Below are 25,777 nucleotides of genomic sequence, written 5' to 3' on the forward strand. Positions count from 1 at the left end.
CCATTTATACTACCTTGATAATGCCGTTTTTTCGGCTTATTTACGTATACCTACTAATCCTTCTGATGATTCAGGAGGATTTTTTTATTTGAATAATGCGTATACTTTCAAATTTAATCTTTGGAGGTATGCTGAATGCCAATAGAAATGAAACATGTAACGTTTAGCTATGACACATTAGATCAAGCACTTTTTTATGATGTAAATCTGACATTTGATACGAAATGGAAATTAGGGCTGATTGGGCGCAATGGTCGTGGGAAAACGACGCTACTACAATTATTGATGAACAAGCGCCCATTTAGTGGAGAAATTTTTAGCGACGAGGAATTTGTTTATTTCCCACAAACGATTCACGATCCGACAAACATTACCTATTATGCAATTGATGAAGTGACGCCAGTGGAATTGTGGCAATTGGAGCGTGAATGTCAGCTGCTTGGACTAGGTAAAGAGCTGTTATGGCAGCCGTTTGAGCAGCTTTCAGGTGGTGAGCAAACGAAAGTATTACTTGCCGCGCTGTTTTGCGATGATAGCCGATTCCCCCTACTTGACGAACCAACGAATCATCTTGATATGAAAGCCCGTACTACTGTTGCGAATTATTTAAAAAGGAAAAAGGGCTTTATCGTTGTTAGCCATGACCGCGCGTTTGTTGATGAAGTAGTAGATCATCTGTTAGTTATTGAAAAGAGCGACTTGAAGCTCTATAAAGGCGATTTCACAACCTATGAGCAGCAAAAGAAACTACAAGATGAATTCGAAATGGAGCATAATCGTTCGTTAAAATCAGAAATCGACCGCCTACAAAAAACGGCGCGAGAAAAAGCCGATTGGGCGAATCAACGTGAAAAACCTTCTGGAAACGACCCATTTGGTAACGCCATCGCCAAACGCATGAATAAACGGGCTAAAGCCATCGAAAAGCGCACAACTGAAAAAGTGGAAGAAAAAACAAAGCTACTAAAAAATATCGAAACGGTCAGCGATTTAACGATCAACTGCCAGTTCAGCCACCGTAACCCAGTGCTGCGTGTAAGGAATTTTACATTAAGCTATGACGGTATTCCCCTTTTCAAACCACTCACGTTTGAAGTTCTACAAGGTGAGCAAGTGGCGATTGTTGGACCTAATGGTAGTGGCAAAACGTCGCTATTATCGTATTTGCAAGGAACATTTACCGGCGAAGTACATGGTGAAGTTACGATGCCTCAAGGACTGACACAAAGCGCAATTCGCCAGCAGCATCAAGACAATGTTGGGGTGCTGAAGGATTTCGCGGATACACAAAGCATTGATTACACATTATTTTTAAATAACTTACGCATTTTAGGTTTTGGTCGTGATGTATTTAATGTTGCCATTGAGCAGATGAGTAATGGCCAGCAGAAAAAGGTTGAATTCTCAAAATCACTTGGCTTGCCTGCCGAACTGTATATCTGGGATGAGCCGCTGAACTACTTAGATGTCTTTAATCAGCAGCAAATCGAGGCCATGCTTACACGTTTTAAGCCAACACTGCTATTCGTTGAGCATGATTATTCCTTTGTAAAGTCTGTTGCGACGAAGATTATCACACTAGAAAATTAAATTTCAAAAACTATATACCCATACTAAAAGCCTACTTATTTTTCGCAAGTAGGCTTTTAGGCGTTTATTTGTCCTCCACTGCCTTCAGTGTAAAGGTAATCCAAATAAAAATAACATAGCTAATTAATAAAATCGAACCGCCAACGATGAAGAAAATCATTGTGAATGTTTCGTTGAAGTTAAATGGATTGACATTGTAAAACAGCATGCCGACCGTTAAGCCAATTGTTCCTAGCACTGCTGTCCAACCATGCAAATGCACTAATTTTTTTGATTTCACAGTAAATGTTCGATAAAACAATGCCCAAACAGCAAGTGATAGCCAGCCGACAACAAGGATATGTGCGTGTACAGGGCGCAATGCATAGTTCCCACTGCCTGACATATCTGAACCAATGACCGCACCAATTAATCCAAAAATTGCGGCTAAACGAATGTAATGAATACTCCACTTTTTCTCTACCATATAAATACCCTCCATAAAATTGATTTATAGAAAGTATAGAATGCGTATCTGAACTCAATCTGAACAAGCAGGAATTTTCAATAAATCGGAAATGTTAATGTAAATTTCGTACCCACGCCCTTTTCACTTTGCACAGCAATTGTTCCATCATGCATATCCACCACCTGCTTCACGATAACAAGCCCTAAACCCGTGCCCGTTGTCGATCTTGCTTCATCCCCCCGGTAAAATGGCTCAAAAATCCGCGTGATCTGTTCCTCACTAATACCTTGCCCCTCATCTTGAATGACGAGCTCGATTTCTTTGTCACACACTTTTCCTATCACATTAATTTCCGTGTTTGCCTCGCTATATTTCACCGCATTACTTAGTAAATTGTCGATGGCATGGACGATAAATGGCTCACTGCCGTACATTTCTAGTGACTCAAGGTCCAGCCAGACAGAAATATTTTTTCGCTGAAGCAAAAACTGTTGCTCACTCACAATCTGTTTGACAATGGCGTCAAGCAGGAGCTTTTCTTTTTGCTCTGCTAGCTTTGTTGCACTTTGCCATAATAAGAGCTGCTTCGTTAAATGCGATAGCCGCTCACTTTCTCGCTCAATAATTTCCCCATAGTGCTTCGTGCGCGCAGCATCTGCATTTTGCTGCTGAATAAGTGACGCGTAGCCACTAATACTTTGCAGTGGCGTTTGAAAATCATGCGACACATTGCGAATAAACTCTTTACGAATTTCCCGCTGCTTTTTTAATTCCTTCGTCATTAAGTTAAAATTCGTCGCGAGCTGGCCGATTTCATCTGCACGATCTATATCAATATGCGCATCAAAATTTTCTGAGGCGACTAATTTTGTTGCTTTTGATAGGCGCTGAATCGGTTTGACTAAGTACCACGCCGCTAAAATCATTGCAATAATACTTACAGCTGGAATAAAAATGAAAAATCCGCCAATAATAAAGTGCATTTCACTAAATAAGAGCTTAATATCTAAACGCATAAACAAGGCATATTTTTGCCCTTCATATTCAAATGGCAGCCCAACTGTATTTTTCAAATCATTTGAAAAATAGCCTGTAATGAAGAGCTGCTGTGGGTATTCCCAACTCCGTGATATATTTCGCCAGCTAAAACGCGGTCGATTTCAGCTGTTGCTAACTCCTTTAATCGGTATTCCTCCCCATAAAAGGCACGATTTCCAACTTCATCTGCTAAATAAATTTGATAGCCAATTTGACCAAGCTGCGTTAAATACGCGTCTAGCGAGTCTGGCGTGTGCGTTTCAATGTATGTTGTAATATCAGTTGCAATCTGGACGTAATTGGCATCGTTTTTTTCCTTCATCACCTGGTGGTAAAATGCGTTCGTTATTAAAAAACTAAACATGGCGCTAATGACAAAGGTCGCCAGTGTAAAGATAATAAATTTACTGTAGAGTGTTTTCATGAATGACCTCAGTTTGATAGCCGACATTGCGAATCGTTTTAATGGACACATTGCTTTGTAAGCGCGTCAATTTTTCTCGTAGGCGCTTAATATGGGTGTTTAATGTGTCATCACTCACAATATCCCCCCCATACAAGCTCCATAATATGGGCGCGTTCATATACACGGCTTCGGCTACATAAAAGCTCTAGCAGCTCAAATTCTTTATTCGGCAGCACAATGGAAATATGTCCTTTGGCAACCTCAAACTGTGCTCGATTTAATGTTAAATCACCTATTTCTAACTTGGCAATCGTTAATTTATCGTAACGTCGCAAAATCGCCTGCACCCGAAAAAGCAGTTCCTCGGATTCAAATGGCTTGACAATGTAATCATCCGCACCTGCCGAAAACCCTTCCCGCTTATCCTGTAATTGGCCTCGCGCGGTAAGCAGTAGCACCGGTATTTCCCAATCTTCCTTTAAACGCTTCGTCAATTCAAAGCCGTTTAAAACTGGCATCATCACATCAACAACAGCAATATCCACCGTTTCGTCCATCAAATCCAGTGCCTCTCCCCCGTTGCTCGCCATAATTGTTTCATAATGCCATTGCTTAAAATATGTCGCCAATAAATTTAATATTGCTTCATCATCATCGACTAATAAAATCTTTCTCATCTATGCCAGTCTCCCTTTTCGAGTTGTGCACTGGGCGCAAATACAATAAGAATCGCGCTTATTACTGCTAAATCTATTTTTCACATTAGCATGACAAAATTTGGATTGCAACTTCCATCTAAGCATTTTTTGCATTTAGTTGGATATACTATGCTCGATGCCATTATCAACTATATCAAAATAATAAATTAGGCAATGTAAAGTGACATCTTTTAAAAGAAGTATTTTTCATACACCTTTGTGTCTATTTCGTTAAAGATGTATTTTGTATATTGCTTTAAAAAAGGAATAGGCATATATTTTAGTTATCACGAAAGGACGTGTTCAGCATGTTAGACAAACATACAATCGACGTTATTAAATCAACAGTACCCGTTTTAGAAGTACACGGCGTAGCCATTACCAAAACTTTTTATAGTAATTTATTTAAAGACAATCCGGGTTTATTAAATATTTTCAACCATACAAACCAATCACAAGGTCGTCAACAAACGGCATTAGCCAATACGGTATATGCCGCTGCCAAACATATCGACAACTTAGAGCCAATCGTTCCTGTTGTTGTACAAATTGCACATAAGCATGTAAGTCTGGGCGTTTTACCAGAGCATTACCCAATCGTTGGGAAATATTTACTTGCAGCAATTAAAGAAGTATTAGGCGATGCCGCAACAGATGAAATTATCGAGGCATGGGGCAAAGCATACGGGGTGATTGCGGACATCTTCATTTCTGTTGAAGAGGATTTATACAAGGCAGCTGAGAATAGTGGCGGCTGGCGTGCATTTAAGCAATTCAAAATAGCGCGCACAGAAGAAGAAAGTGATGAAGTAACATCCTTCTACTTTGTACCTGTGGACGGCTCAAAAGTACCAGCGTATAAGGCGGGGCAATATGTATCGCTCCGTGTAACAGTACCTGGTGAAGAATACATGCTAAATCGCCAATATACATTATCTCAACCAAGCAATGCACAGGAATTCCGTATTTCTGTCAAGCGTGAAAATGCTGATCATGTAAAGGGGAAAGTATCCAACTTCCTACATGACGCCGCTGTTGGCACGATTGTTGATATCAGTAATCCAGCAGGTGTTTTCATTTACGAGCCGACACAAGCACCTGTGTTATTCATAAGTGGCGGGATTGGTGTAACGCCTTTAAACGCAATGTTCCAATCAATCGACCACAAGGAAAATGTAGCATTCATCCAATGTGCTCGTAACGAAAAGGTTTTGGCATTCCACGAGGATATCCAAAACAAAATGAACGCATTAAATGGTCCAACTGGCTTAAAGAAACTATTTAGCGCATTCAAAAAAGACAGTAACGCACATCATAAAGTATTATACTCAGATAACAATGAGTTCATTAATGCTAATGTATTACGTCCGACTTTAGCAAAGGATACACAAGTCTATCTGTGCGGACCTGTGCCATTTTTAGAAGCATCGATTAACGCATTACATGAATGCAACATACCTGACAGCCAAATTCACTTTGAATTCTTCGGCCCAGCGATGCAATTGAATACAAAATAAAAATCGAAAAAGTATACTAGGGCACTCATTTCTTTGTGCTAGGAAAGATATTTGCGACTTTTGGATTTTATTTGGGAAAAATCTAGGATATTTGCGATATTCTAAAGTTATTTGCGAAAATATGAAGATATTTGCGATTTTCTCCATATATTTGCGAATACCCAAAAATACCCATTATCATTTAATAAAACGGCATGCTATCCCCAATTTATGGTGATGACATGCCGTTTTTGTGGGTATGCAATTTACATAGGAAAAGACAGTAGCTTCCTAATTAGCTTTCCCCATCACTTCTCTTCCAAACACGCACTTCGAATTGCTTTTACTTCCTTAACCGTTTGCTTGGCAACATTGGCAATCACCTCATCGGTAAAGCCATTTTCGATTAAGCTGATAATTATTTGTTTAATGCCTTGTTCTATTCCTTTTTCTATTCCTCGTTCAATCCCTAACTCTATCCCTTCTCGGCGCTCCATTTCCAAAATCCCGGCCAATGTTGGGGGTAAATCTTCTTTATAGGATTCTAACATGATTGCATCCTCCTTTCGTATTTCTGTGCGCATTTCTTGTTGTAGCTTCTCTGACATTTCCTTTGGGAGTCTCAATAGGTAATCGACAAAATAAAGCAACGCACTCATTTCTTTACGGTTGATATTTTTCAAGGACCAAACCTCTCGCAATAAGGCTCGTTTGTAGTTGCTTCGCAGGCTCATCTTTTTATTCGAGCGATTCATGTAAATTGAGGCTAGTAGCGCTTTACTAAATAATTTTGGTGAATTTTTTAACTCTTCTTCGTCAAAATCCGCAATTACATATTTATTAAAAGTATATGATAATTCTGTGCCGAAATACAAATAGTTGTACGTGTTTGTACTAATTTTACTTGGCCTAGTAAACAGTACAATCGCAACAATTTTCTTGTCGTAACGATCAAAAATGCGGTAGTAATATTGGAACATGCGCTGTGGGAAATCCTCGGAATCATTGGTTTGCACTTCAGTATGCACCAGCACCCACTGTTCCTGTCCATTTTTTAATTGAACCTTCGCAATTTGGTCGGCCATTTTGCGCCCTTTTCGTTCGTCAATAATTTCTTTGAAAAGCTCTTGTTGCAAAAAATCGATGGGCTTCGAAAAGTCGACTTCCGAATGAAATTCTGGTAAGAAAAACAACAAAAAATCTTCAAACAAATCCGCAATTACCTTTTTCCATAAATCATCCTGGTTGACATGCATCTGGACATAATCTATTGGCTTTTCTAACACTTGCGATAGTACCAATGAATAACCTCCCCTCCATTTTTATAAGCATAGCCAATTTTAATAGAAAAATCAAAGTGCGTTTTGAGCTGAAAAGCCGCTAGAAACAGCCGAAATAGACGGTTTGATAGGTTTATGAATTGCAAAGTGACAGTTTCGCGTGTAAAGTATTGCGAAAAAAATTTTTTGAGCGTAGTTTCTATTGATCTATCGTGCACAGGATGCAAACGATGATTTTATTTAAAAAGATCATTTAGTCTCTACTCACATAGGTTCCACCAATGAAATCATGAATGCCTCTCTTGTCTTCGCGAAAGATAACCATAAGTCCACTAATTATTACTGAAAGTCCAAAGGTAGCCAATACAACGATAAATTTACCAACCACTTCTCGCATAATCATATTAAGTATTGTAACGTTTTCATCGTCGTTAAAACGTTTGATTTTAATCTTGCAAATTCGCTTACCGATGATGTAGCCGCCCCATAAAACCGGGAGTACCGTCAAATACAAAGTATATAAAAGCTGAAAAGTTAATCCATTCGTCCATTCACTAGAATAATTACCGTTCATAATATAAAACACGATACCAAGTAGTGACGAAATAATAAAAAAATCAATAATACTTGCTAAAAACCTTATAACAAATCCTGCTGGTCTCTTTGAATTCATCTAATTCCTCCAATGAAATTAAGTACTAAGTCCACTTCTATCTACTTACCTTTATTTTTGATAATTAAATATGTACATACTGCCACTACGCTTGCTAAATACAAAACTGAGAAACCGATAAAACCTAAATAGGAACTTCCGATTTCAGGTGCACCCGAACTAAAAATATTTGAGAGAAAGATACTTAATATAAGCCCTATTAATAATGTTCCAATCCCGATACCCAATCATTTCAAAATATCCACCTCCCTTTGATTTCAATAGCATAATTTTTATATCCCCTTCTAAAAAGCTATCGATTCACGATACCACCTCGGCACAACGCGCGTAAATCCATCATGGTCTGCAGTAAAACGGTTGGCATGTTGTAATAAATTTGCGCCATCCTCCATCTGCTGTCCCCACACAATAGCCGAAAACACACTCATCGCTAAATAGAGTGCGTATAGCTCCCAGAACGCCTCGCTCGGCTGCCCTCCATAATAGCCCTCAAGCAAGCCTTTGCAAAACGGCACACTGAGTTCAGCACTAAACATCCCAAGCTTGATAAAATCATGCACAGGATCGCCGTAATCAAAGTTACCGAAATCAATAACGCCGTTGTAGTGCCCATCACGCACAATCAAATTCGGTAGATGAAAATCATCGTGCTGCAATACACTCGGGCGGTATTTCATCAAATGGATTCGCTCCTCAATAAACTGCATAATTTGCGTATCCCCTTCAATTTTCAATGGCAGTTCCTGATAACGCGCTATGTATCGGCGATATTTCGCGACCTGACCTTCATACCAAGTATTTTCACTCGCCTCAATCGTATGAATTTTACGTAAGTCCGCACTTGCTACAACACCAAGATCATACTGTTGCTGAGCGGATAGTGTATGTATTGCTTCTTCCCCATCGATTCCTTCTATAAAAGACGTCATCATTTTGCCTGTCTCAATTGTAATCGGCTTCGCACAAGTTACACCACGTCGATATACCTCTTTCATAACCGCATATTCTCGTTCTTTACGTTCCTGATTATCAAACAAGTGGACCACTACTTTTTCATCATTCAACTCTGCAACATATTTTTTATCCTTCGAAAAGCCTTTCGTAATATCATAGAGCTTTGTTTCGGTCATCCCTTCCCCCCCAATGTCTTTCAATAGAATTATTGAATACTCACATCGAAATTTCTTTATTGCCATTACGTTCTTCAAAAAATTGTTTATAAATAGCGGATACTTCGATTTTCTCTGGCCGTATCCAGCAGTCTCGCATATCATGAAGAATATCATAGTCGAGCAAGTTGAATAGACGCATTTGTGCCGTATTACATAGTTGACCTCGCTTGTTTTGATACGTCATATCTTGTTCCCATTTTGCATAGCTCTCTAATAATTCAACCGCATCCATCACACGATAATTCATACCAATCGCTTCAGTAGCCATCTCTATTTGGATCGATGGATAGTTTGAGTCATGCAATAATTCATCAATGATTGATTGAAATACAAGAGGCTCTTGGGCTAGTTCTTTAAAAACCTCGCGTGTAAGCTTTGAATAGCTTTCTCCTGACTCCTCAAAACGGTGCAGTTCATTCAGTTTTTCAACCTCATTCATTAACTGAATAATCGTTGTTATGTATTTGCTTCTCTTCATTTCACAAAATCCCTTCTGCCAAAGCTGAATATGCTTGGTAAATGATGTTAGATATGCTTATAGCTATAGTTTATCATGCCAAAATATGCTCCAGTGTAGGAAAAATGAAAATCCATTACAGCAAAGCAGAAGCGTCATAAAAATTATCCGCAATTAAAAAAACTGCAAGCCCTTTGAAAGTCTAGGTTGGAATAACATCCCATCATATACTATTTTGAGATTTATTTTATAATGGAGGTGAGTATTTTGACATATTATTCGCGACAAAATAGAATGCCTATGCCTGGGCAGCAATTTGGTCCTCCCCCATTGGCTAGACAACCATTTGGCTATCCAATGCAAAGTCCTTATCAGCCACCGAGGAGTGCTAATTATCCAATGTATCCGCAAAATCCTTTTCGTTATGGGCAGGGACAGCAGCCTTTTGCGCCCTATCAGCAATTGCCTATGCAACGTCCTGCCGAAAGACCCGATCATTTAAATACGATTATCGGTCATATGGGAACTATTAATAATGGGCTGAATATGATTAAGCAAGTTAGTTCGATTATGAGTCTATTTAGAGGTTAGTTTTTCACAATAAGTGAATTGTCTAGAATATGTTAGCAATTACACCTCGGCATATGAAATGAATGGATTTCATATGCCTTTTCTCAATTTGACCATGAATGGTTTTTAGTAGCATGTATTTCATAAGTTATGGTAGCTTTATGCTAAGGTAGGTGACAAAAATGAAAAAATGGCTATTCGTACTGACAACCGCCCTATTACTCGCGGCATGTAGTGAAAAAGAAACACAGGGCCCCACAATTGAAATCGTAGAAAAAGTCAATGAGGACGTGCAAGCATTAGTCGATATTACAGAAGATGATAAATTTGCGTCATTTATTTACAGTGCAACTGGCACGAGTTACTTATTACTCAATGCAACAGGCACAGTATCCGTTGACTTAGAGCCAGCAGATACGATTTTAAATGTACAAATTACGCAAAAGGACGATCAAACTCCAGATGAAATAGATGATCTTGTCTATGCGCTCGAATTAGATCGTGAATATGAAACGATTCATATCTTTGAAAATGGCAAGGAAATTGAATTTGAAGTTTGGTATGAGTAAGGGCACATTGGATTAACCGCGCATACAAAACATACTAACATTAGTAGTACAAACCAAGGCCATGGTTTGTGCTACTATTTTTTATAGTAGAAGTGAAGGAAAGCCGAACAGCCCCTGGGATCATATCAGAATCCGTATTAAAAACCGGCTAACTTCACACCCTTATGTGAATCAGTTTAGTATGTTGGGTCCAAGAGATCGTGTATAAGAAAATGGAATCGATAAGGCAATGTGAAGACTTCTATGATTGGCTAAAAAGGAGAAATCTTAATGAAACATGTTGTGGCGTTAGATGTAAGTAAAGGAAAAAGTACCGTTGCGATTTATGATCAATATCGACAATGCGAGTTTGAAGGTGAACTCAATCATTCACGTATTGACTTTGAAAAATTGCATGAACAAATGAAGGAAATTAAAGTGCGAGATGGACAAGCTCCTGAAATTGTTTTCGAAGCAACAGGTGTTTACTCAAAACCAGTGGAAACATTTTTAATTGATTATGGCTATACATATTGTCGGATGAATCCACTTGAAGCGAACCTACAAATGGCTTCAATGCGCCGAAATAAAACAGATATTAGTGACGCGCATGAGCTAGCGAAAACCCATTTTAAAATGGAACGTGAGCCAACTTATGTACAAGATGATTATTATGAACAGATGCGTGGACTTACACGTTATTATGACGAGATGGATGAGGAAATCACATTATTAAAAAGCAGAATGCATGCGCTTTTACACCTTAGTTTTCCAGAGCTTGAACAATTGATCACACCACGTTCAGCGCTCTTTTTAAACATTGTTCAGTTGTATCCTCATCCAACTTTTTTATTAGCACATTCAAAAATGGTGATTAAAAATCGGTTAAAGGCCAATACACGAAAAAATTTGTCATTAGCACGTGCTGAGGAAAAAGCTGTGCTATTACTAGAGGCAGCTAGGAATAGTTATCCAGCGATTAAAGAGACCGATATTCGCTGCGATCAAATTCGTGATTACGCATCTCGTATATCCGATTTAGTGGAGAAAAAAGAATTACTTGTGAAACAAATGACGAAGATGTCGCAGGAACGTAATGAATATCAAGTGCTTCATTCAATTCCTGGTATTGGGGATACAACGGCCTGCCGAATCATTGGTGAACTAGGTGATATAAAACGCTTCAAAAACGCGAAACAATTGAATGCATATGTAGGGATTGATATTATGCGCTATCAGTCTGGTAACACACAGTATCGTGACCGCATTAATAAGCGGGGCAATAAAAAGTTGCGAAAAATCCTTTTCTTTATGATTCAGACAATGATTACATTACGAAAAAAGACAAGGAATCACCTTGTAGATTATTACGATAAATTAAAAACGCAACCTCAGAGGAAGCCTCACAAGGTCGCGATTATTGCTTGTATCAATAAGTTTCTGAAAATGGCTTTTCAGTTACTGACACAAAACATTCTGTACGATTATGAGTCCGCACTACCAGCTCAGAAATCGTAACTACAGTAAATTAACTATAGCATACAGACCTTTCGAAAAAAAGAACATTCGCTAGGTCTCTTTGGTATGCGCAATTTTTTTGTGAGGGTGGGGGTACCCCCACCCTCACAAAAAAATCTATCCAACATACAAATTATTTTCATAAAAACTATTGACTGGAGGTAAGAAACGGTGCAGTTCATTCAGTTTTTCAACCTCATTCATTAACTGAATAATCGTTGTTATGTATTTGCTTCTCTTCATTTCACAAAATCCCTTCTGCCAAAGCTGAATATGCTTGGTAAATGATGTTAGATATGCTTATAGCTATAGTTTATCATGCCAAAATATGCTCCAGTGTAGGAAAAATGAAAATCCATTACAGCAAAGCAGAAGCGTCATAAAAATTATCCGCAATTAAAAAAACTGCAAGCCCTTTGAAAGTCTAGGTTGGAATAACATCCCATCATATACTATTTTGAGATTTATTTTATAATGGAGGTGAGTATTTTGACATATTATTCGCGACAAAATAGAATGCCTATGCCTGGGCAGCAATTTGGTCCTCCCCCATTGGCTAGACAACCATTTGGCTATCCAATGCAAAGTCCTTATCAGCCACCGAGGAGTGCTAATTATCCAATGTATCCGCAAAATCCTTTTCGTTATGGGCAGGGACAGCAGCCTTTTGCGCCCTATCAGCAATTGCCTATGCAACGTCCTGCCGAAAGACCCGATCATTTAAATACGATTATCGGTCATATGGGAACTATTAATAATGGGCTGAATATGATTAAGCAAGTTAGTTCGATTATGAGTCTATTTAGAGGTTAGTTTTTCACAATAAGTGAATTGTCTAGAATATGTTAGCAATTACACCTCGGCATATGAAATGAATGGATTTCATATGCCTTTTCTCAATTTGACCATGAATGGTTTTTAGTAGCATGTATTTCATAAGTTATGGTAGCTTTATGCTAAGGTAGGTGACAAAAATGAAAAAATGGCTATTCGTACTGACAACCGCCCTATTACTCGCGGCATGTAGTGAAAAAGAAACACAGGGCCCCACAATTGAAATCGTAGAAAAAGTCAATGAGGACGTGCAAGCATTAGTCGATATTACAGAAGATGATAAATTTGCGTCATTTATTTACAGTGCAACTGGCACGAGTTACTTATTACTCAATGCAACAGGCACAGTATCCGTTGACTTAGAGCCAGCAGATACGATTTTAAATGTACAAATTACGCAAAAGGACGATCAAACTCCAGATGAAATAGATGATCTTGTCTATGCGCTCGAATTAGATCGTGAATATGAAACGATTCATATCTTTGAAAATGGCAAGGAAATTGAATTTGAAGTTTGGTATGAGTAAGGGCACATTGGATTAACCGCGCATACATAACGGGGCTGTCTAATAAGTCCCTAAAATAAACAGGTGTAGAAAAACGAGTCGTTTTTCTACACCTGTTTTTGTGTTTTTATCCAGATCTCTTGAAAGTAGCTGGCGGATGCCCGCTACTTTCAAGAGATTGTGAGCCAATGCCACTATCCCAAATTCTGTGGAAACCTTATCGATGCCCCGCAGTAAAAATCTGCGGAACGACCGATTGCCCTTGATGTGACCAAAAACACTTTCTACGTCGATTTTACGTTGCGCGTAGATTCGTGATTTCTCTTCACATTCAAGGGCTACTTTTGCCTTTGCTTTCATTTCTTCAAAAATCGGATTCCATTGTACTTGGCGATTGCCTTTGGCTTTTGTACAGAGCGCCTTCAATGGACATTCAGAACAGTCTTCACATTCATAAACTTTTAGACTTTGTTCAAAACCTGAGGCATTTTTTTTATTTAGATATTTTTTAAACGTAACTTTTTGCCCATTTGGACAAATAAAATGATCTTCTTGTTCGTTGTAAGCCCAATTTTTCGCATGCTTGATATTCTTTTTATAGCTACGTGATTTTTCTTTTAAATACATGCCATATGGGATTAAAAAATCGAATCGAGGTTCTATTTCGTCACCTATCGCATAAAGATAATTTTCTTCACTTCCATAACCAGCATCCGCTATGACTGTTTTCGGCATCGGCAAACTAGACGCTGCTAATTTCTCTAAGTGTGGAATAAAACAGCGCGTATCAGTTGGACGTTGATGCATGGAGTAAAATAAAATAAATTGATTTTCTGTAGCCATTTGAACATTGTAAGCTGCTTTTAGTTGCCCATTTTTCATGTGATCATCTTTCATCCGCATAAAAGTTGCGTCATGATCTGTTTTCGAAAAGCTATTACGGTCACCAAAGATTTCATGTTGTTTTTTGTATTTGTCCAAGCGAGGGAGGAAATCTTCGCGAATTAATTTGAGTGGTTTCTTTAGTACACTACGCTGTGAACGGATTTCTTTACGTACAGTGACATTTTCTTCAGCTTCAATTGCGTCTGTTAAGGCATTTACTTGTGCTTCTAATTCCTGCGCTATCGTTTCTAATTGTGCTGGTGTCGCGTCTTCTTTCAAATTATCGACAGTAGATTGTATGCATTCAGATTCTGTTATTTCTTGAATATGTAGAATGGTTTCTCGAATCTTTTCTTTTAGTTTCTCTTCAAAATTTTTAGTCGATTTCTTCCATACAAAAGAATACTTATTGGCATCAGATTCAATTTTTGTGCCATCCAAAAAGTAATTTTCCATTGTAATATAGTTTTGTTCGATAAGAAGGTGAATCATTTGTTCAAATAGCGAATCCATCATATTTTTTAATTGATGTGAACGAAAACGATTAATTGTACGATGGTCTGGTTTCTGTCCTGCCGCCAACCACATTGCAGGTAAATTCTCATGAAGCAATTTTTCAATCCCACGAGAAGAGTACACCTTTTGTGAATACCCGTAGAGAATCACTTTCGTCATCATTTTTGGATGAAAAGAGCTACGACCGCCACCTTTGTAGTGAGAGAAAAAGACTTGGTCATCTATCAGTTCAATCATTTCGTCAATTACACGTGATATATGTTTTGTAGAAATCGTGTCTTGAATATCAAAAAGGGAAATCCCTTGTTTATTGTTATAAGGAATAAATGTAGGAATGGAATGACCTGTTTTAGGAACGGTAGTTTCTTCTGAAAGCTGGAGTGGAAGTGATGTTTGTTCAGTGTTATAATTTTGGTTAGTAGTTTTAGGATTACTCATAAAAATCGTCCTCTCTGTAAATGGTGTTGTGGTGACTTCATTTTACAATAACGGACGATTTTTTTGTGCTTATTTTTAAATTTAAAATAGGGCTGCCACCAAAAGTCATTTCAATGACTTTTGGGACAGCCCCGTTTTTTCTGTTTATGGTTGATCACCGAAGTATGGGGTGGAATTTTACAGCGGCAATGCTGGAAATTTTTTGCGTGCGAATTTTCCGAGTTTATGTGCGGTTTTGCGTCAGATACGTGCGATATTTTAATTTTACGTGCGTTTTTTGAGAAATGCGTGCGTTTTTGGACTATTTACGTGCGAATTCCCAAAAATAACCACAAAAATCCCAATACAAAAGCATATTCATCGCATCGAATAATCAAAACCGTTACAATACCCCTATTGGTATATGGAGGTGATAACATGAAACAACAATCTGCAAGCAATCATACACGCTATCAGCCATTACAGCAGTTTATTTGGTTGCCATTAAGCGTGATACTACTGCTTTCAACAATCGGCTATCTAATTTATCGCATTGCGAATGGAACATTTTCTGCTGCGCTACTCTTACTGCTCGGCGCGGTTGTGTTAGCGATTATTCCAGGCATGCTCGCACGTATTTATGCGCTTACATTGCAGGATCGATTAATTCGAACAGAAGAGCAATTGCGCTACTATATGCTTACCAATCAGCGCATCGACTCCCGAATTACAATGAAGCAACTCATCGCATTGCGTTTTGCATCGGATGAGGAGTATGTGGCATTAGTTGAAAAGACAGTGAAGGAAGACCTATCTCCAGAAGAAATTAAAGCCGCCATCATAACATGGCGTGCTGATCATCAGCGTGTGTAATTGGCGTTTATTTATAGGGTGCTTAGGGGATTTTATTGATTTCTCGGCACCTAACTTACTTGCTACATATTCCAGTTATCGCTTAACCTAGCATCAAGAATAGAATTGGAAAATTAATTTTGTATAAGAAGAGCCGCAAGCTGACCTAATGATAGCTTGCGGTTTCATTGACTTTAAAAGAAGTCTACCCGTTCCGTTGTTCAACTCTAAATAGCCCCAGGTACATGAGAATTGATGGGGTGAAGCTCTCCATTTATCGCAAAAGAAACTTTTCCCGTTTCTTCAGATACTACTAGTACCAGAGCATCACTCTGTTCTGATAAACCCAATGCCGCACGATGGCGAGTACCGAGTTTTTTACCACCTGTAAATTTCCCTGATAACGGTAAAACATTGGCTGCCGAGACAATTTGATTTTGATTGACGATTACCGCACCATCATGAAGTGGATTTCCCGGGAAGAAAATGGATTCTAACAAGGGTTGTGTCAATTCTGCGTGAATCGAAACGCCGGACTTCACCAAATTTTCAAGCGCATCCTCGCGTTGAAATACAATTAAGCCCCCATGCCTTTGCTTGGACATCGTTTGTATGCCTCTCGAAACATCTGGATATTTTTCTGTAAAGGGTGACAGATAACAGTTCAAATAGAAGGTAGCCGCCTTCATTTCAATTTTCAAAAAGTCTTCTTTAATTTTCTCTAAATCCGTAAGAAGACAATAGGTTTCATTTTCCATCGATGCCACCTTATGTTGCAATGCTATAATTACTTGACGAATATCCTCTGTTAATATTTTATGCATCGGCGAAAAGTCACAATTTATCTTATCTATGGAGACGCACCTCCCCTTTTTTTCATCATTCTTCGTTATAAATTTACTCATTTAAAGTTTGTACCTTTGACAGTTTATTATTCCTTTTAAGTCTGAAACAATCTATATTGGCGCGTTTTTTAAAAAATAGGTTCGTATATTTTTTGTCACAAAATTTATAAATGGTTTATCAATACTTCCGCCTCTACTAGGTATTATGTGGTATACTTTTTCTAAAAAGATACATCGAAAATACATCTTATGGAGGTACGGCAATGGTTTCTATTTTCACATCAAAAAAAGAGGATATCGCATTATTTAAGCAAAAAATTGATGATTTAAATGCCCAATTGGACGAAAAGGATCATGCCTTTCAAATTTTTTTGAACGACTTACATAAAGAACTGATTAGCGCGATTGAGCAGCATGATAAAGTCAATAGCCAGCACATTACATTGGGTGCAATGGTGAAGGATATTCTAGCCGAATTTAACCGTGTGGAGCAAAGTACGATTCAATCCAATGCCATTTCATTGAATGCGCTCGATAAAGGCAGCAATCTTATCGATGTATCGAAAGTCATGGTCGATGTCTCACAAAAAAGTCGAGAGGCGGTGGCTGATGTCAAAACGATCATTGATGAATTGGGCCAGGAATCGAAAAAGAATGCGCATAATATGGACGAATTAAGCACGCGCTCAAAGGAAATCGAGGATATCGTTACGGTCATTAGTACTATTTCAAACCAAACAAACTTGCTAGCGCTAAATGCGTCGATTGAGGCTGCACGCGCTGGGGAGCATGGCAAGGGCTTTGCGGTTGTGGCAGAAGAGGTGCGAAAATTAGCGGAAAGCACGAAGCAAAGTGCGGAGAATATCGTGAGCCTGACAAAGGACACGCAGCTCCAAATTGCCAAAGTCTCTGACAATACCAATCGCAATATGCAGATTGTGGAGCAAGGCATGCAGACAACCTCTGAAACGTCTGATAAAATCGAGCAGTTACTTTCGATGATTGACAATGTACAAGGCGAAATCCAAGCATTGCTCAATTTAATTGCTAATCAAAAAACATCCAATGAGGACGTGCTCAATAATTTCAAGCGCTCTACCGCAATTTTTGACGAAACAAACACCATCCTTACACAACATATCGAGGAATCTGATGTCGTAACGGTCAAGCTTTTAGATGCAGTGGATAAGGTGAAGAAGTTTACATTAGCATAAATTATAAAGGGGTGTCTGAGAATTTATGAGACACCCCCATCCTTCATGCTACGAACGGTTATTCATTTTCTTTAAAAGCTCAATAATCTCCTCATTTTGCTTTTGAATAGTTTGTAGTGTTTCCTCAACATTTTGCGTGCTTCTTTGCTGTTGGCTACTGCGTTTGATCATATTTTTTATAAAGAGAAAAAATGAGATAAATAGCAGGACCCACAATGCCAATACTACGAAAGTAGCAATGATATCACCGAGATTTACTTGTGTCATTATTGTCCCCTCCTGCCTCTTTTTGAACATATTCCATTACGATATTAATATAATTATGTAACTGTTCCCCGCTATTCACCAAAAGAAAATCGTTCGGTGCTAGTTTTTTACTTTGGGTAAGAGTTGCTTGAAAAACCTCGGTTGATTTCACCTCTGCAATTTGACTTAATCGCTTTTGACGACTTTTCAAACGACGATTGATTTCGGAAAAATCAGCAAGATAACATTCGATATATTTATAATTCGCTCCGTATTTGCGAGAAATTTCCGTGCCTCTTACAATAATCTCCTCGTATAAACAGGGACTATCTAAAATAACACTTTTCCCTTGGGCTAAATAAAAATCCACTAATGCAAAATCAACGTTATACGCTATTTTTCCAGTAGCCCTTTCGTCGATTGCCCCTTCCTTAGCCGACTGCAATAAGGCTGTTTTCGTAACGTCATGATCGACAATCACACAGTCTGTTCGTTTGGCAATTTCGAATGCGAGTGTAGATTTCCCCGAACCAGGAAAACCAGACATTTGAATAAAAAACATCGTGCTGCTCCTTTACATAGCTATTTCTAAATAATAATTCAATCTCGCCTACAGCAAATCACTCGGCACGGGCTGTTCGTCTTTCTTCTGAAGCTCCAGCTCGATATATTCCCGTCGCCACAAAAAGCCACAGAAATAGAGATAGAAAAGAAAATAAATGCCGAACCAAATAAGAAGATAGTCTTCCACATCATTGACATTCAAATGGATGCCTACCGAAATAAAGAGCAGTGTCAGGATATGCATGCCGATAAATAGCTTGGGGAAAATCGATTTTTTGGTTTGTACAAGTTCTTTTGACACGCTGAAAATGCAGGCTAAAAAAACAATATAAAGTAATCCCATTACACTCATCACTAGCTGCATCCATAACGAGGTCGGCTCAACTATTGACAGCCCCAGCGCTTTTGGCTGAAACATTTCGAAAAATGCATTCACCGTCAACAGCACCGCGCAATACATCCCCATTGTCGCGTACGGAACTTGCACCTTTGAAAATGCAAAAACCGCAATCAAAAACCCAATAACATCCGGAATGATATCGATGCCGTTTAAATCAATATCAACGAACTGAAACACCATGCCAATTAAAATACGTCCGTGAAAATTCATCGTGCCCCACGCTCCTTCACGATTTCCTCTACCCACTCCGCACTTGGAGGACTATTCAAACTATCGGTGTACGTTAACACCACTTCTTGATTATGTTGATCTAAGCCGACCAATTCAATTGTAAATTGATCCATTTGAAAGCGTGCCATGCCATTTGTTGTCGCAATATAAATCGTATCTTTTCTTTGTAATTCAATCGGTTTGGTTAAAGGTAGTGGCACTTCCTTGTTATTAATTTGGAAGTTTGTCAGTTCAACTCGATCGTCTACTACCCTTACATCTGTTAACGTCAACGCTTGACTTAGCCGATAGCGTGCATCCGTGCCATCTAAACCAGTAGAGCCCCTAATAAACTCAAGATAATCATAATACGTTGATTTGTGATAGGTTAGTGTCACTTGCTCTGAATGCCCATCTGTAAAAGTAACATTGGCCTCTGTTGCGTCCGCTAAATGATTGGCTACTTCTTCCGATTGTAGCCCAATAACAGATGCAACAATCGTATAATACGCATACTTGGCATAGCTTAGATCTTGAATGGGCTGCATTGAAAGTTGCTGCCCAAACCAATCAAAATTTCTCGGATAATACTGCACCCCGTCAATTTCAAGTGATTGCAGCTCACTCGGACGCATCGAATTCGTAATATATGAGATATTTATTTGATTTAAATCGCCATTCACTACACTTGCAATGATAATCGGCTTCTTCAGCATTTTTGATTCATAATATACAATACTCGCCATTTGAAACAATCCTACAACAGCGAGAATTATCAGTAATTTTTTCACCCTACTCCCCCCAGTCTGAATTGGAATTATTCAGCATTAAACAAAGCCCTTAGTGAAAATTATATTCTTATTTCACAAAAATTCAAAATAATTACAAATCATTGTATACCAAAATTTGGTTTTTCGCATTCCTTCCCACTGCACCTACCACAATAATTGTAAACAAATTTCCAATATTACCGATACTATTTTTAGATAGTAGTGAAAGGATGATTCCATTGATTCAGCAAATTGGCAGTAACCAACAAGCAATACACGCGGCAACAAAGCAACCCCAGCAAGCGACAACGACTTCTTTTGAACAGGTACTCACTACGAAAATCGAACAGGCGCAATTAGATGAAACGATTTATAGCGAACTAGCGAATGATTATGACATCCGCAATGCGACATTTGATGAAGTAAAAAAAATCGCCAACAAATTATATGATGCGGGTGCCATCAAGGTGAAGGATTTAATGACATTAACGTTTGATTACGGTAGAGCTACGCAGGACATAAAAGCTGCCGCGAATGGCCAAGCCTCACCAAACTTCTCGATGTACGAAACAGCAGCAGATGCAGCAGGCAAAAGAGATTGGTTAGCGGAATTTGAGGCGCGTGCCGCAAAAGATCGACAATACGGCAATCTCATTGGGCACGCCAATAAAACGAAGATTATTCAGATTTTGCAGTTGATCGAGCGTTAGGTGAGAGAAAAAATACAAATCCGAAATAAGTGGTTAGGACAAAAGAAAATGTTAAACCAAACGTGTACATGGTCTAACATTTTTTTGCATTATCTTTCGTAAAAATGACTAATTCCCTATCCCCTCCCCCTTATATCCTAAAAATTAACTCTTCTAGGAAATGGATGAATTATTATGGTAGACTAGTCAAAAGCTTATGAAATAAATGAGGGAATTATTATGCAACAGCAAATTTTATTAGTGGACCCGGATAAACAATGGACCGATACATTGGCGGCTTTTTTATGCGACAATAATTTTACGGTTATGGTGACGACCTCTGCGGAACAAGCGATGGACGTATTTCATCAAACTTATCCGTGCATGGTGATCATGGAGCTAAACTTGCCGAATGGTTCGGGTGAGATGCTTTGTGAATGGATTCGTGCCAATCAAACGGCCGATGTGTCGATTGTTATGGTGACCGAAAAAAATCATGTTGCCGATAAAATTAACGGCTTAACAATCGGTGCAGATGATTATTTGACCAAGCCCGTTCACCTAGAGGAATTGCTGGCACATATGCATGCGGTGCTGCGCCGTACAGGATTGTTTTGCCAAAAAATCATACATAATGGGCTATGCATGAAGCCGCGCAAAGGTGAGGTATTATTAAACGGTGAAGTTGTAAAATTAACGAAGCATGAATTTATGCTGCTCTATTTTTTCATGGATCACCCCAATCAGGTGATATCCCGTGCATCCTTAATCGAGCAATTATATCCAAATACTGAAAAGGACATTTTCGACCGTACGATTGATGCGCATATTAAAAAGCTGCGTGCCAAAATTGAAGTTGACCGCAAACAGCCAAAGCGCATTGTTACGGTGCGCGGGGAAGGTTATAAATACATACCTGATGAATAGGTTGTTATTAACATGTTAAAAACGAACTCCCATTTATCGGAAGTTCGTTTTTAGTTTTGCTATTTCAACTACCTAGGAATACCATTCACCCTCTATTAGCATGCTTTTTTAATACTTGATAAAGCAAAGCAATCGAATTTATTTTATCCTAATAATTCTCAATAACTCCGCCTAATGATGAAGCTTTTATAATTGGCTCGTTTAAGATTTCTTCTAATTCTTCCTTTGTTCCATAAACGACTGCTCCTAATATTTCTACATCCTCTAACTTAACATCTTTCATCTTGTAAAAAGCATTCTGGTGATCCGAGGAAATACTCATTGGCAGTAATTCTAAAAACTCTTCATACTCACCTTTTAAATCATGGATTGAAATATAAGGCCTGTTTATGGAGAAGCCTAGCGCATCATATTCACGTATAAATGTTGAAGACCAATCGTTTTCTTTTGCCTTTTGTTGAAACTCATTTAATTGCTCACTACTATAAGTGTCTATCCAAAACCATGTCATTTCGGGAAACTGCATGAACAGTTCCCTTGGTTTGTAAGGCTGATCAAAGGAAAGGGCCACTTCATAAATTTTATCTCCTTGCATACGCTCAATCAGTTCTTCCTCATCCTTATATTTTTGATAAGATACATTCGGATGGAAAAACATCATTTCCCGCCAACCATTTTCTTTATAGCCAAATTGCCAATCATCACCTGTACTACCTATTTTACTACCTCTGAATCTAGATGTTAAAACAGGTGAATTCAGACCAAATGAGTATTGTTTTCGTTCAATAACAACCGGTTTAATTTTAAAGTCTTTCGAAATTTCATAGTTACTTATTCCACCCAAAATACCTTTGGAATCTACGGTTTCACTTATGTAACCATTTGGCGTGCTGAGACGGACATAAGCATCCCATTGCTTAAATGCCTTTTGACTATAATGTACCGATATTGCAGTATTTGCTATGTTTAACACTACGAATACTACGATAGAAATCATAATAACGGTCATGATTGTCTTCCATTTTCCTTTTCTTACGGCTTTCTTGATTTTCTTTTCATCAAAAAGATCATCAGAAAAATCATTCATGTAGCTCCCTCCACTTCTTTTGAAATTCTTTTCTTGCCCGAAACAAATAAGTCCTAACCGTTTCTTCCTTCATACCCAGTAACAAAGCAATCTCCTTATAACTAAGTTCCAGCTCATATTTTAGTAGTAAAAGCTGCTTAAAGATTTCTTGAATACGGTCTAAAACAAGTGCGATTTCATGATTCATTTCGTTCGTTAATACAATTTGTTCCGTATCCTGATCATTAGCAAAATTGTTCCAAAAGTGAGCATTGTCAATCGATATGGATTGTTCCTTGCCCCGTTTCCTTAACAGTTTTTTAAACTCATTCATGGAAATCGTAAAAATATAGGACAGCGCTTTATCGGAAGGAACACCACTCCTACAAGCAATGAATTTCGTATAGCTTTCTTGAACAATATCTTCTGCATCTTCATGACTGCACCCGTTCTTTTTTAAATAATAATAAATCAACTTTGCTTGCTTTCTGTAGATTTCCAACAAAAGATGCGAATCCATAGGCACTCCTTTCTAAAGCCTTCATTAATACAGAGTCTATTTGGAACAAAAAGTTTACACTAAAATAAAAAAAGCTACTCTTCTAGTGAAGATAGCTTCCGTTAGTAACTTTTTTAATCCAACTATTATTGAATCCATTGCATCACAAAAATTTTTTGTTCCTCCGCATTTGAAATTGCCAGGATGTAGCTATTATCTTCTTCCGATTTATAAAAGTATTGATCCTTAATATCGTAAGTCACGGGGTGCTCTTGAAATAATTCATTAAGATTCTGCGTATCCAGATGCATCTTGTTGAGTTAAATCCAACTCCATATATGATACCTTAATACCTTTTTTTATTAATTCTTCTTTTAATGTAACGGGTTCATCTAATTCAATGCTCCATGGCATTTTTTTATCATATTCCGTCCAATAAGTAAAAAATATATGATAACCTGAATCAGCTAACTCCTTACAAATAGCAGCTCCAATCCCTTTCAGACGGCTTACACCTGTAACAATAGCAATTTTCCCCTTTAATTGGCTCACTATGATCTCTCCCATGTCTAATACTTTACCATTATTAACCGAATTATTTATTTAACTAAAGTGAGGTTAATTGAGTATGTAATGTATCATCTTTGCAATTTCTTTAGGTCTGACATCTATTAATAAAAGTCTTTCTATGTCTACCCACATCGGCTGATACGTACCTCTATTTCTGTTTTCATCTGTATATTCTTCACCTTGCCCAGTCCCAAAAGAACCATCAATAATTTCAGCTAAGAAAAAGTATTGTATACCGTTAAATTCAACTTTTGCAATGCACTCATTAACTTTTACTTTAACACCCAATTCTTCAAAAGCCTCTCTTTTTGTAGCTATTATAGGCGTTTCACCATTTTTAATCCCACCACCAGGAAAGACAAAATAAATTGAACCTTCTCTAACTCTTTTAATTAGTGCGACCTTATTATTTTCTATAAGTACTACAGAGCCTCTATCTCTCAAAATGAACCTCCTAACCCATAGTCTAATGATTTATCGTTCACAATTATCTAAAATAACCCACTTTTCCCTTTTAAGAAGAAATTAGATGATTCCTTTTAATGTAGTCTATTTATATTTTATTTAGTTTCAAATCGTCATTTCATTAGGTAATGATATTTAAGTTTATTTCGTAAACGTTATAAATTCTTATTTCACAAAAGGACACCGTTACTTTGAAATGTAATATTCCGCAAGAAGCATTTACTACAGTCAAAAAATAAAGATTACATCTAAGGGAATTCATTACATCATATTTGGAATAAATACATCTATAAATAGGTAGTATCCTAAAGCACCAATGGCTAAGCCAATAAGGATTAAAACAATTGATAAAGTTTTAGTTTTCATGATTTCCACCTCACCTAAATTTAAACAATATATTTTTATAATTATCTATTTTCAAGGATAATTAAACTGCCCCGTTAGTTGATGTCTAACCTTCCCGAAGCGTCGTTTGATCACATTTCATTGTAATTCTATTGAACCCAATAAACCTCATTTAGACTTAGTTTATGCTCCTCTATAAAATAAATATTTCTAGGAAATTGCGTATATTCTTGAATAAAAGGTTCGATGTTTGCGTACATGTCAATATTTTGTAACTCTAAAATAGGTATTCATTTAACATCTATTTGATTTAAATGTGGGTTTTCTGGGAATCTTGGTGTACTAGGGCTTTTTATTTTGCATTCAAACATCATAACGAATATATATGTTTCCAAACTTCGCAGCGTTAAGATGAGGTGATATTTATAAACCTCTTAAGTAGATATATTATTGATTCTAGAAATTGCTAATGAAATCCTTTATATATTGTCAAATCGATGTTTGGTGACCTATTTTAAAAAGCAACCAAGACAAGATAATCCTGTTTGCTGGATTAATAAGTAATTATTTTTTATTTTTTAACTCTAAAAGTATCGGTGCTATATTTAGTAAGATAGAAACCATTGTCAGAAACCAAAACGCCTTATTCATATTAGGTACTTCGCTTAAAGCGGACCAATCTTCATTTTTTATCCAAGTAGAAACTAGACTTTGTTCTACACAGAGTGTTAATGCTGTAAACGATAACCCCATTGCCATTGCCAATTTATAATCTTTGCCTGTCCCGTACAAATATAGATTTATAAAAGTTGCTACGATTGCTATAAGGCCTAAAATTACCCACATAATAATGTCTCCTCCTTTTCAATATAGACATAAATTGTAATTATATGGTTCCCGGACTGTCATTTGATTACATCTTTTAATTCAGCATTGTATATCCCGCATTTACAACGTTAAGAAATATAGATGATTTTATGGAAAGTGAGGGACAAACTAGACAAGTGAAAAAAATGCTACATCAACCGTTTGCGCCACTTGTATAAAAAGACGTATAAATAAT

General features: G+C 37.7%; 31 protein-coding genes and 1 pseudogene. 11 read left to right on the plus strand and 21 right to left on the minus strand.

The features are described 5' to 3' along the window. Positions 1-135 precede the first annotated feature (135 nt). Entirely contained in the window at positions 136-1,590 is a 1,455-nt protein-coding gene (gene abc-f, locus MKX47_RS10860; RefSeq protein ID WP_340773947.1) for a ribosomal protection-like ABC-F family protein, read from the plus strand. A gap of 64 nt (positions 1,591-1,654) precedes the next feature. Here abc-f and MKX47_RS10865 read toward each other — a convergent pair whose 3' ends face one another. The 5 genes from MKX47_RS10865 to MKX47_RS10885 all read right to left on the minus strand — a co-directional run bounded on the left by MKX47_RS10865 (position 1,655) and on the right by MKX47_RS10885 (position 4,159). Next, positions 1,655-2,056 (minus strand): hypothetical protein, encoded by a 402-nt coding sequence (locus MKX47_RS10865; protein WP_340773950.1) that lies wholly within the window; start codon positions 2,054-2,056, stop codon positions 1,655-1,657. A 77-nt stretch (positions 2,057-2,133) separates the two neighbouring features. Next, positions 2,134-3,111 (minus strand): HAMP domain-containing sensor histidine kinase, encoded by a 978-nt coding sequence (locus MKX47_RS10870; protein ID WP_340773952.1) that lies wholly within the window; start codon positions 3,109-3,111, stop codon positions 2,134-2,136. Then, positions 3,108-3,500 (minus strand): hypothetical protein, encoded by a 393-nt coding sequence (locus tag MKX47_RS10875; protein WP_340773955.1) that lies wholly within the window; start codon positions 3,498-3,500, stop codon positions 3,108-3,110. Before MKX47_RS10875 ends, MKX47_RS10870 begins: the two co-directional genes overlap by 4 nt. Further along, positions 3,481-3,618, minus strand: a complete 138-nt coding sequence (locus MKX47_RS10880) for a helix-turn-helix domain-containing protein (RefSeq protein ID WP_340773957.1) — start codon at positions 3,616-3,618, stop codon at positions 3,481-3,483. The genes MKX47_RS10875 and MKX47_RS10880 overlap by 20 nt, the downstream gene beginning before the upstream one ends. After that, a complete protein-coding gene (locus tag MKX47_RS10885) occupies positions 3,611-4,159 on the minus strand; it encodes a response regulator transcription factor (RefSeq protein ID WP_340773959.1) in 549 nt (182 codons plus the stop codon). The genes MKX47_RS10880 and MKX47_RS10885 overlap by 8 nt, the downstream gene beginning before the upstream one ends. A 329-nt stretch (positions 4,160-4,488) precedes the next feature. Between MKX47_RS10885 and hmpA the strand changes: the two genes are divergently transcribed. Continuing rightward, positions 4,489-5,697, plus strand: a complete 1,209-nt coding sequence (hmpA, locus tag MKX47_RS10890; protein WP_340773961.1) for an NO-inducible flavohemoprotein — start codon at positions 4,489-4,491, stop codon at positions 5,695-5,697. A 287-nt stretch (positions 5,698-5,984) separates the two neighbouring features. Here the strand turns inward: hmpA and MKX47_RS10895 are convergent, their stop codons facing one another. The 4 genes from MKX47_RS10895 to MKX47_RS10910 all read right to left on the minus strand — a co-directional run bounded on the left by MKX47_RS10895 (position 5,985) and on the right by MKX47_RS10910 (position 9,279). Continuing rightward, positions 5,985-6,977 carry a hypothetical protein gene (locus tag MKX47_RS10895; protein WP_340773963.1) on the minus strand — a complete coding sequence of 331 codons (993 nt, stop codon included), beginning with the start codon at positions 6,975-6,977 and terminating at the stop codon, positions 5,985-5,987. Between the two features lie 232 nt (positions 6,978-7,209). Then, entirely contained in the window at positions 7,210-7,629 is a 420-nt protein-coding gene (locus MKX47_RS10900; protein ID WP_340773965.1) for an RDD family protein, read from the minus strand. A 284-nt stretch (positions 7,630-7,913) separates the two neighbouring features. Continuing rightward, a complete protein-coding gene (locus tag MKX47_RS10905; RefSeq protein ID WP_340773967.1) occupies positions 7,914-8,759 on the minus strand; it encodes an aminoglycoside phosphotransferase family protein in 846 nt (281 codons plus the stop codon). A gap of 40 nt (positions 8,760-8,799) precedes the next feature. Continuing rightward, positions 8,800-9,279 (minus strand): hypothetical protein, encoded by a 480-nt coding sequence (locus MKX47_RS10910; protein WP_340773969.1) that lies wholly within the window; start codon positions 9,277-9,279, stop codon positions 8,800-8,802. 246 nt (positions 9,280-9,525) lie between these two features. Between MKX47_RS10910 and MKX47_RS10915 the strand changes: the two genes are divergently transcribed. From MKX47_RS10915 to MKX47_RS10925, 3 genes are all read left to right on the plus strand, one after another. Then, the gene (locus MKX47_RS10915; RefSeq protein WP_340773971.1) at positions 9,526-9,849 is read left to right on the plus strand and encodes a hypothetical protein; all 324 of its coding nucleotides are present in this window, start codon (positions 9,526-9,528) and stop codon (positions 9,847-9,849) included. Positions 9,850-10,010: 161 nt separating this feature from the next. Further along, positions 10,011-10,397, plus strand: coding sequence for a membrane lipoprotein lipid attachment site-containing protein (locus MKX47_RS10920; RefSeq protein WP_340773973.1), 387 nt, complete (start codon positions 10,011-10,013; stop codon positions 10,395-10,397). Positions 10,398-10,667: 270 nt separating this feature from the next. Then, the gene (locus tag MKX47_RS10925; RefSeq protein WP_340770271.1) at positions 10,668-11,894 is read left to right on the plus strand and encodes an IS110 family transposase; all 1,227 of its coding nucleotides are present in this window, start codon (positions 10,668-10,670) and stop codon (positions 11,892-11,894) included. 117 nt (positions 11,895-12,011) lie between these two features. On the opposite strand, the gene MKX47_RS10930 is transcribed toward MKX47_RS10925, so the two are convergent. Beyond that, positions 12,012-12,137, minus strand: coding sequence for a hypothetical protein (locus MKX47_RS10930; protein ID WP_340773975.1), 126 nt, complete (start codon positions 12,135-12,137; stop codon positions 12,012-12,014). 246 nt (positions 12,138-12,383) lie between these two features. Between MKX47_RS10930 and MKX47_RS10935 the strand changes: the two genes are divergently transcribed. Together MKX47_RS10935 and MKX47_RS10940 are read left to right on the plus strand one after the other, a co-directional pair. Next, a complete protein-coding gene (locus MKX47_RS10935) occupies positions 12,384-12,707 on the plus strand; it encodes a hypothetical protein (RefSeq protein WP_340773971.1) in 324 nt (107 codons plus the stop codon). A gap of 161 nt (positions 12,708-12,868) precedes the next feature. Continuing rightward, complete coding sequence (locus tag MKX47_RS10940; RefSeq protein WP_340773973.1) at positions 12,869-13,255, plus strand: membrane lipoprotein lipid attachment site-containing protein; 387 nt, start codon at positions 12,869-12,871, stop codon at positions 13,253-13,255. A 39-nt stretch (positions 13,256-13,294) separates the two neighbouring features. Here MKX47_RS10940 and MKX47_RS10945 read toward each other — a convergent pair whose 3' ends face one another. Beyond that, positions 13,295-15,073 carry an IS1182 family transposase gene (locus MKX47_RS10945; protein WP_340773977.1) on the minus strand — a complete coding sequence of 593 codons (1,779 nt, stop codon included), beginning with the start codon at positions 15,071-15,073 and terminating at the stop codon, positions 13,295-13,297. A gap of 417 nt (positions 15,074-15,490) precedes the next feature. Between MKX47_RS10945 and MKX47_RS10950 the strand changes: the two genes are divergently transcribed. Next, on the plus strand, positions 15,491-15,925 hold the full coding sequence (locus MKX47_RS10950; RefSeq protein WP_340773979.1) for a DUF6526 family protein: 435 nt from the start codon (positions 15,491-15,493) through the stop codon (positions 15,923-15,925). A 206-nt stretch (positions 15,926-16,131) separates the two neighbouring features. Here MKX47_RS10950 and cdaS read toward each other — a convergent pair whose 3' ends face one another. Next, on the minus strand, positions 16,132-16,758 hold the full coding sequence (cdaS, locus tag MKX47_RS10955) for a sporulation-specific diadenylate cyclase CdaS (RefSeq protein WP_340777792.1): 627 nt from the start codon (positions 16,756-16,758) through the stop codon (positions 16,132-16,134). A gap of 254 nt (positions 16,759-17,012) precedes the next feature. Between cdaS and MKX47_RS10960 the strand changes: the two genes are divergently transcribed. Beyond that, a complete protein-coding gene (locus tag MKX47_RS10960; RefSeq protein ID WP_340773980.1) occupies positions 17,013-17,963 on the plus strand; it encodes a methyl-accepting chemotaxis protein in 951 nt (316 codons plus the stop codon). A 48-nt stretch (positions 17,964-18,011) separates the two neighbouring features. Here the strand turns inward: MKX47_RS10960 and MKX47_RS10965 are convergent, their stop codons facing one another. From MKX47_RS10965 to MKX47_RS10980, 4 genes are read right to left on the minus strand one after another with little or no spacing between them, the layout of a single operon-like run. Beyond that, positions 18,012-18,230 (minus strand): DUF4083 family protein, encoded by a 219-nt coding sequence (locus tag MKX47_RS10965; protein ID WP_340773982.1) that lies wholly within the window; start codon positions 18,228-18,230, stop codon positions 18,012-18,014. Next, entirely contained in the window at positions 18,208-18,771 is a 564-nt protein-coding gene (locus MKX47_RS10970; protein WP_340773984.1) for an AAA family ATPase, read from the minus strand. Before MKX47_RS10970 ends, MKX47_RS10965 begins: the two co-directional genes overlap by 23 nt. 48 nt (positions 18,772-18,819) lie before the next feature. Next, positions 18,820-19,383, minus strand: coding sequence for a hypothetical protein (locus MKX47_RS10975; RefSeq protein WP_340773987.1), 564 nt, complete (start codon positions 19,381-19,383; stop codon positions 18,820-18,822). Beyond that, positions 19,380-20,174, minus strand: a complete 795-nt coding sequence (locus MKX47_RS10980) for a hypothetical protein (protein ID WP_340773988.1) — start codon at positions 20,172-20,174, stop codon at positions 19,380-19,382. The genes MKX47_RS10975 and MKX47_RS10980 overlap by 4 nt, the downstream gene beginning before the upstream one ends. 218 nt (positions 20,175-20,392) lie before the next feature. On the opposite strand from MKX47_RS10980, the gene MKX47_RS10985 reads away from it, so the two are divergent. Beyond that, on the plus strand, positions 20,393-20,863 hold the full coding sequence (locus tag MKX47_RS10985; protein WP_340773990.1) for a hypothetical protein: 471 nt from the start codon (positions 20,393-20,395) through the stop codon (positions 20,861-20,863). Between the two features lie 219 nt (positions 20,864-21,082). Further along, entirely contained in the window at positions 21,083-21,769 is a 687-nt protein-coding gene (locus MKX47_RS10990) for a response regulator transcription factor (RefSeq protein WP_340773993.1), read from the plus strand. Positions 21,770-21,917: 148 nt separating this feature from the next. On the opposite strand, the gene MKX47_RS10995 is transcribed toward MKX47_RS10990, so the two are convergent. From MKX47_RS10995 to MKX47_RS11015, 5 genes and pseudogenes are all read right to left on the minus strand, one after another. Further along, positions 21,918-22,856: an anti sigma factor C-terminal domain-containing protein gene (locus MKX47_RS10995; RefSeq protein ID WP_340773996.1), complete on the minus strand. Its 939-nt coding sequence runs from the start codon at positions 22,854-22,856 to the stop codon at positions 21,918-21,920. Continuing rightward, entirely contained in the window at positions 22,849-23,355 is a 507-nt protein-coding gene (locus MKX47_RS11000; protein ID WP_340773999.1) for an RNA polymerase sigma factor, read from the minus strand. Before MKX47_RS11000 ends, MKX47_RS10995 begins: the two co-directional genes overlap by 8 nt. 285 nt (positions 23,356-23,640) lie before the next feature. Then, a pseudogene (locus MKX47_RS11005) lies at positions 23,641-23,901 on the minus strand (SDR family oxidoreductase); the annotation flags it as partial. Positions 23,902-23,952: 51 nt separating this feature from the next. Continuing rightward, positions 23,953-24,348, minus strand: coding sequence for an NUDIX hydrolase (locus tag MKX47_RS11010; RefSeq protein ID WP_340774002.1), 396 nt, complete (start codon positions 24,346-24,348; stop codon positions 23,953-23,955). Between the two features lie 930 nt (positions 24,349-25,278). Then, the gene (locus MKX47_RS11015; RefSeq protein WP_340774003.1) at positions 25,279-25,560 is read right to left on the minus strand and encodes a hypothetical protein; all 282 of its coding nucleotides are present in this window, start codon (positions 25,558-25,560) and stop codon (positions 25,279-25,281) included. Between the last annotated feature and the right edge of the window lie 217 nt (positions 25,561-25,777).

Origin of the sequence: Solibacillus sp. FSL R7-0668 (assembly GCF_038006205.1) — a bacterium.
Taxonomy (GTDB): Bacteria; Bacillota; Bacilli; order Bacillales_A; family Planococcaceae; genus Solibacillus.

What these genes read in the sequence shown, in the direction of transcription:
- abc-f (WP_340773947.1), top strand. Translation starts at nt 136, where the DNA reads ATGCCAATAGAAATGAAACATGTAACGTTTAGCTATGACACATTAGAT.
- MKX47_RS10865 (WP_340773950.1), bottom strand. Translation starts at nt 2,056, where the DNA reads ATGGTAGAGAAAAAGTGGAGTATTCATTACATTCGTTTAGCCGCAATT.
- MKX47_RS10875 (WP_340773955.1), bottom strand. Translation starts at nt 3,500, where the DNA reads ATGAAAACACTCTACAGTAAATTTATTATCTTTACACTGGCGACCTTT.
- MKX47_RS10885 (WP_340773959.1), bottom strand. Translation starts at nt 4,159, where the DNA reads ATGAGAAAGATTTTATTAGTCGATGATGATGAAGCAATATTAAATTTA.
- hmpA (WP_340773961.1), top strand. Translation starts at nt 4,489, where the DNA reads ATGTTAGACAAACATACAATCGACGTTATTAAATCAACAGTACCCGTT.
- MKX47_RS10900 (WP_340773965.1), bottom strand. Translation starts at nt 7,629, where the DNA reads ATGAATTCAAAGAGACCAGCAGGATTTGTTATAAGGTTTTTAGCAAGT.
- MKX47_RS10905 (WP_340773967.1), bottom strand. Translation starts at nt 8,759, where the DNA reads ATGACCGAAACAAAGCTCTATGATATTACGAAAGGCTTTTCGAAGGAT.
- MKX47_RS10910 (WP_340773969.1), bottom strand. Translation starts at nt 9,279, where the DNA reads ATGAAGAGAAGCAAATACATAACAACGATTATTCAGTTAATGAATGAG.
- MKX47_RS10920 (WP_340773973.1), top strand. Translation starts at nt 10,011, where the DNA reads ATGAAAAAATGGCTATTCGTACTGACAACCGCCCTATTACTCGCGGCA.
- MKX47_RS10925 (WP_340770271.1), top strand. Translation starts at nt 10,668, where the DNA reads ATGAAACATGTTGTGGCGTTAGATGTAAGTAAAGGAAAAAGTACCGTT.
- MKX47_RS10930 (WP_340773975.1), bottom strand. Translation starts at nt 12,137, where the DNA reads ATGAAGAGAAGCAAATACATAACAACGATTATTCAGTTAATGAATGAG.
- MKX47_RS10940 (WP_340773973.1), top strand. Translation starts at nt 12,869, where the DNA reads ATGAAAAAATGGCTATTCGTACTGACAACCGCCCTATTACTCGCGGCA.
- MKX47_RS10945 (WP_340773977.1), bottom strand. Translation starts at nt 15,073, where the DNA reads ATGAGTAATCCTAAAACTACTAACCAAAATTATAACACTGAACAAACA.
- MKX47_RS10950 (WP_340773979.1), top strand. Translation starts at nt 15,491, where the DNA reads ATGAAACAACAATCTGCAAGCAATCATACACGCTATCAGCCATTACAG.
- MKX47_RS10960 (WP_340773980.1), top strand. Translation starts at nt 17,013, where the DNA reads ATGGTTTCTATTTTCACATCAAAAAAAGAGGATATCGCATTATTTAAG.
- MKX47_RS10965 (WP_340773982.1), bottom strand. Translation starts at nt 18,230, where the DNA reads ATGACACAAGTAAATCTCGGTGATATCATTGCTACTTTCGTAGTATTG.
- MKX47_RS10970 (WP_340773984.1), bottom strand. Translation starts at nt 18,771, where the DNA reads ATGTTTTTTATTCAAATGTCTGGTTTTCCTGGTTCGGGGAAATCTACA.
- MKX47_RS10975 (WP_340773987.1), bottom strand. Translation starts at nt 19,383, where the DNA reads ATGAATTTTCACGGACGTATTTTAATTGGCATGGTGTTTCAGTTCGTT.
- MKX47_RS10990 (WP_340773993.1), top strand. Translation starts at nt 21,083, where the DNA reads ATGCAACAGCAAATTTTATTAGTGGACCCGGATAAACAATGGACCGAT.
- MKX47_RS10995 (WP_340773996.1), bottom strand. Translation starts at nt 22,856, where the DNA reads ATGAATGATTTTTCTGATGATCTTTTTGATGAAAAGAAAATCAAGAAA.
- MKX47_RS11000 (WP_340773999.1), bottom strand. Translation starts at nt 23,355, where the DNA reads ATGGATTCGCATCTTTTGTTGGAAATCTACAGAAAGCAAGCAAAGTTG.
- MKX47_RS11015 (WP_340774003.1), bottom strand. Translation starts at nt 25,560, where the DNA reads ATGTGGGTAATTTTAGGCCTTATAGCAATCGTAGCAACTTTTATAAAT.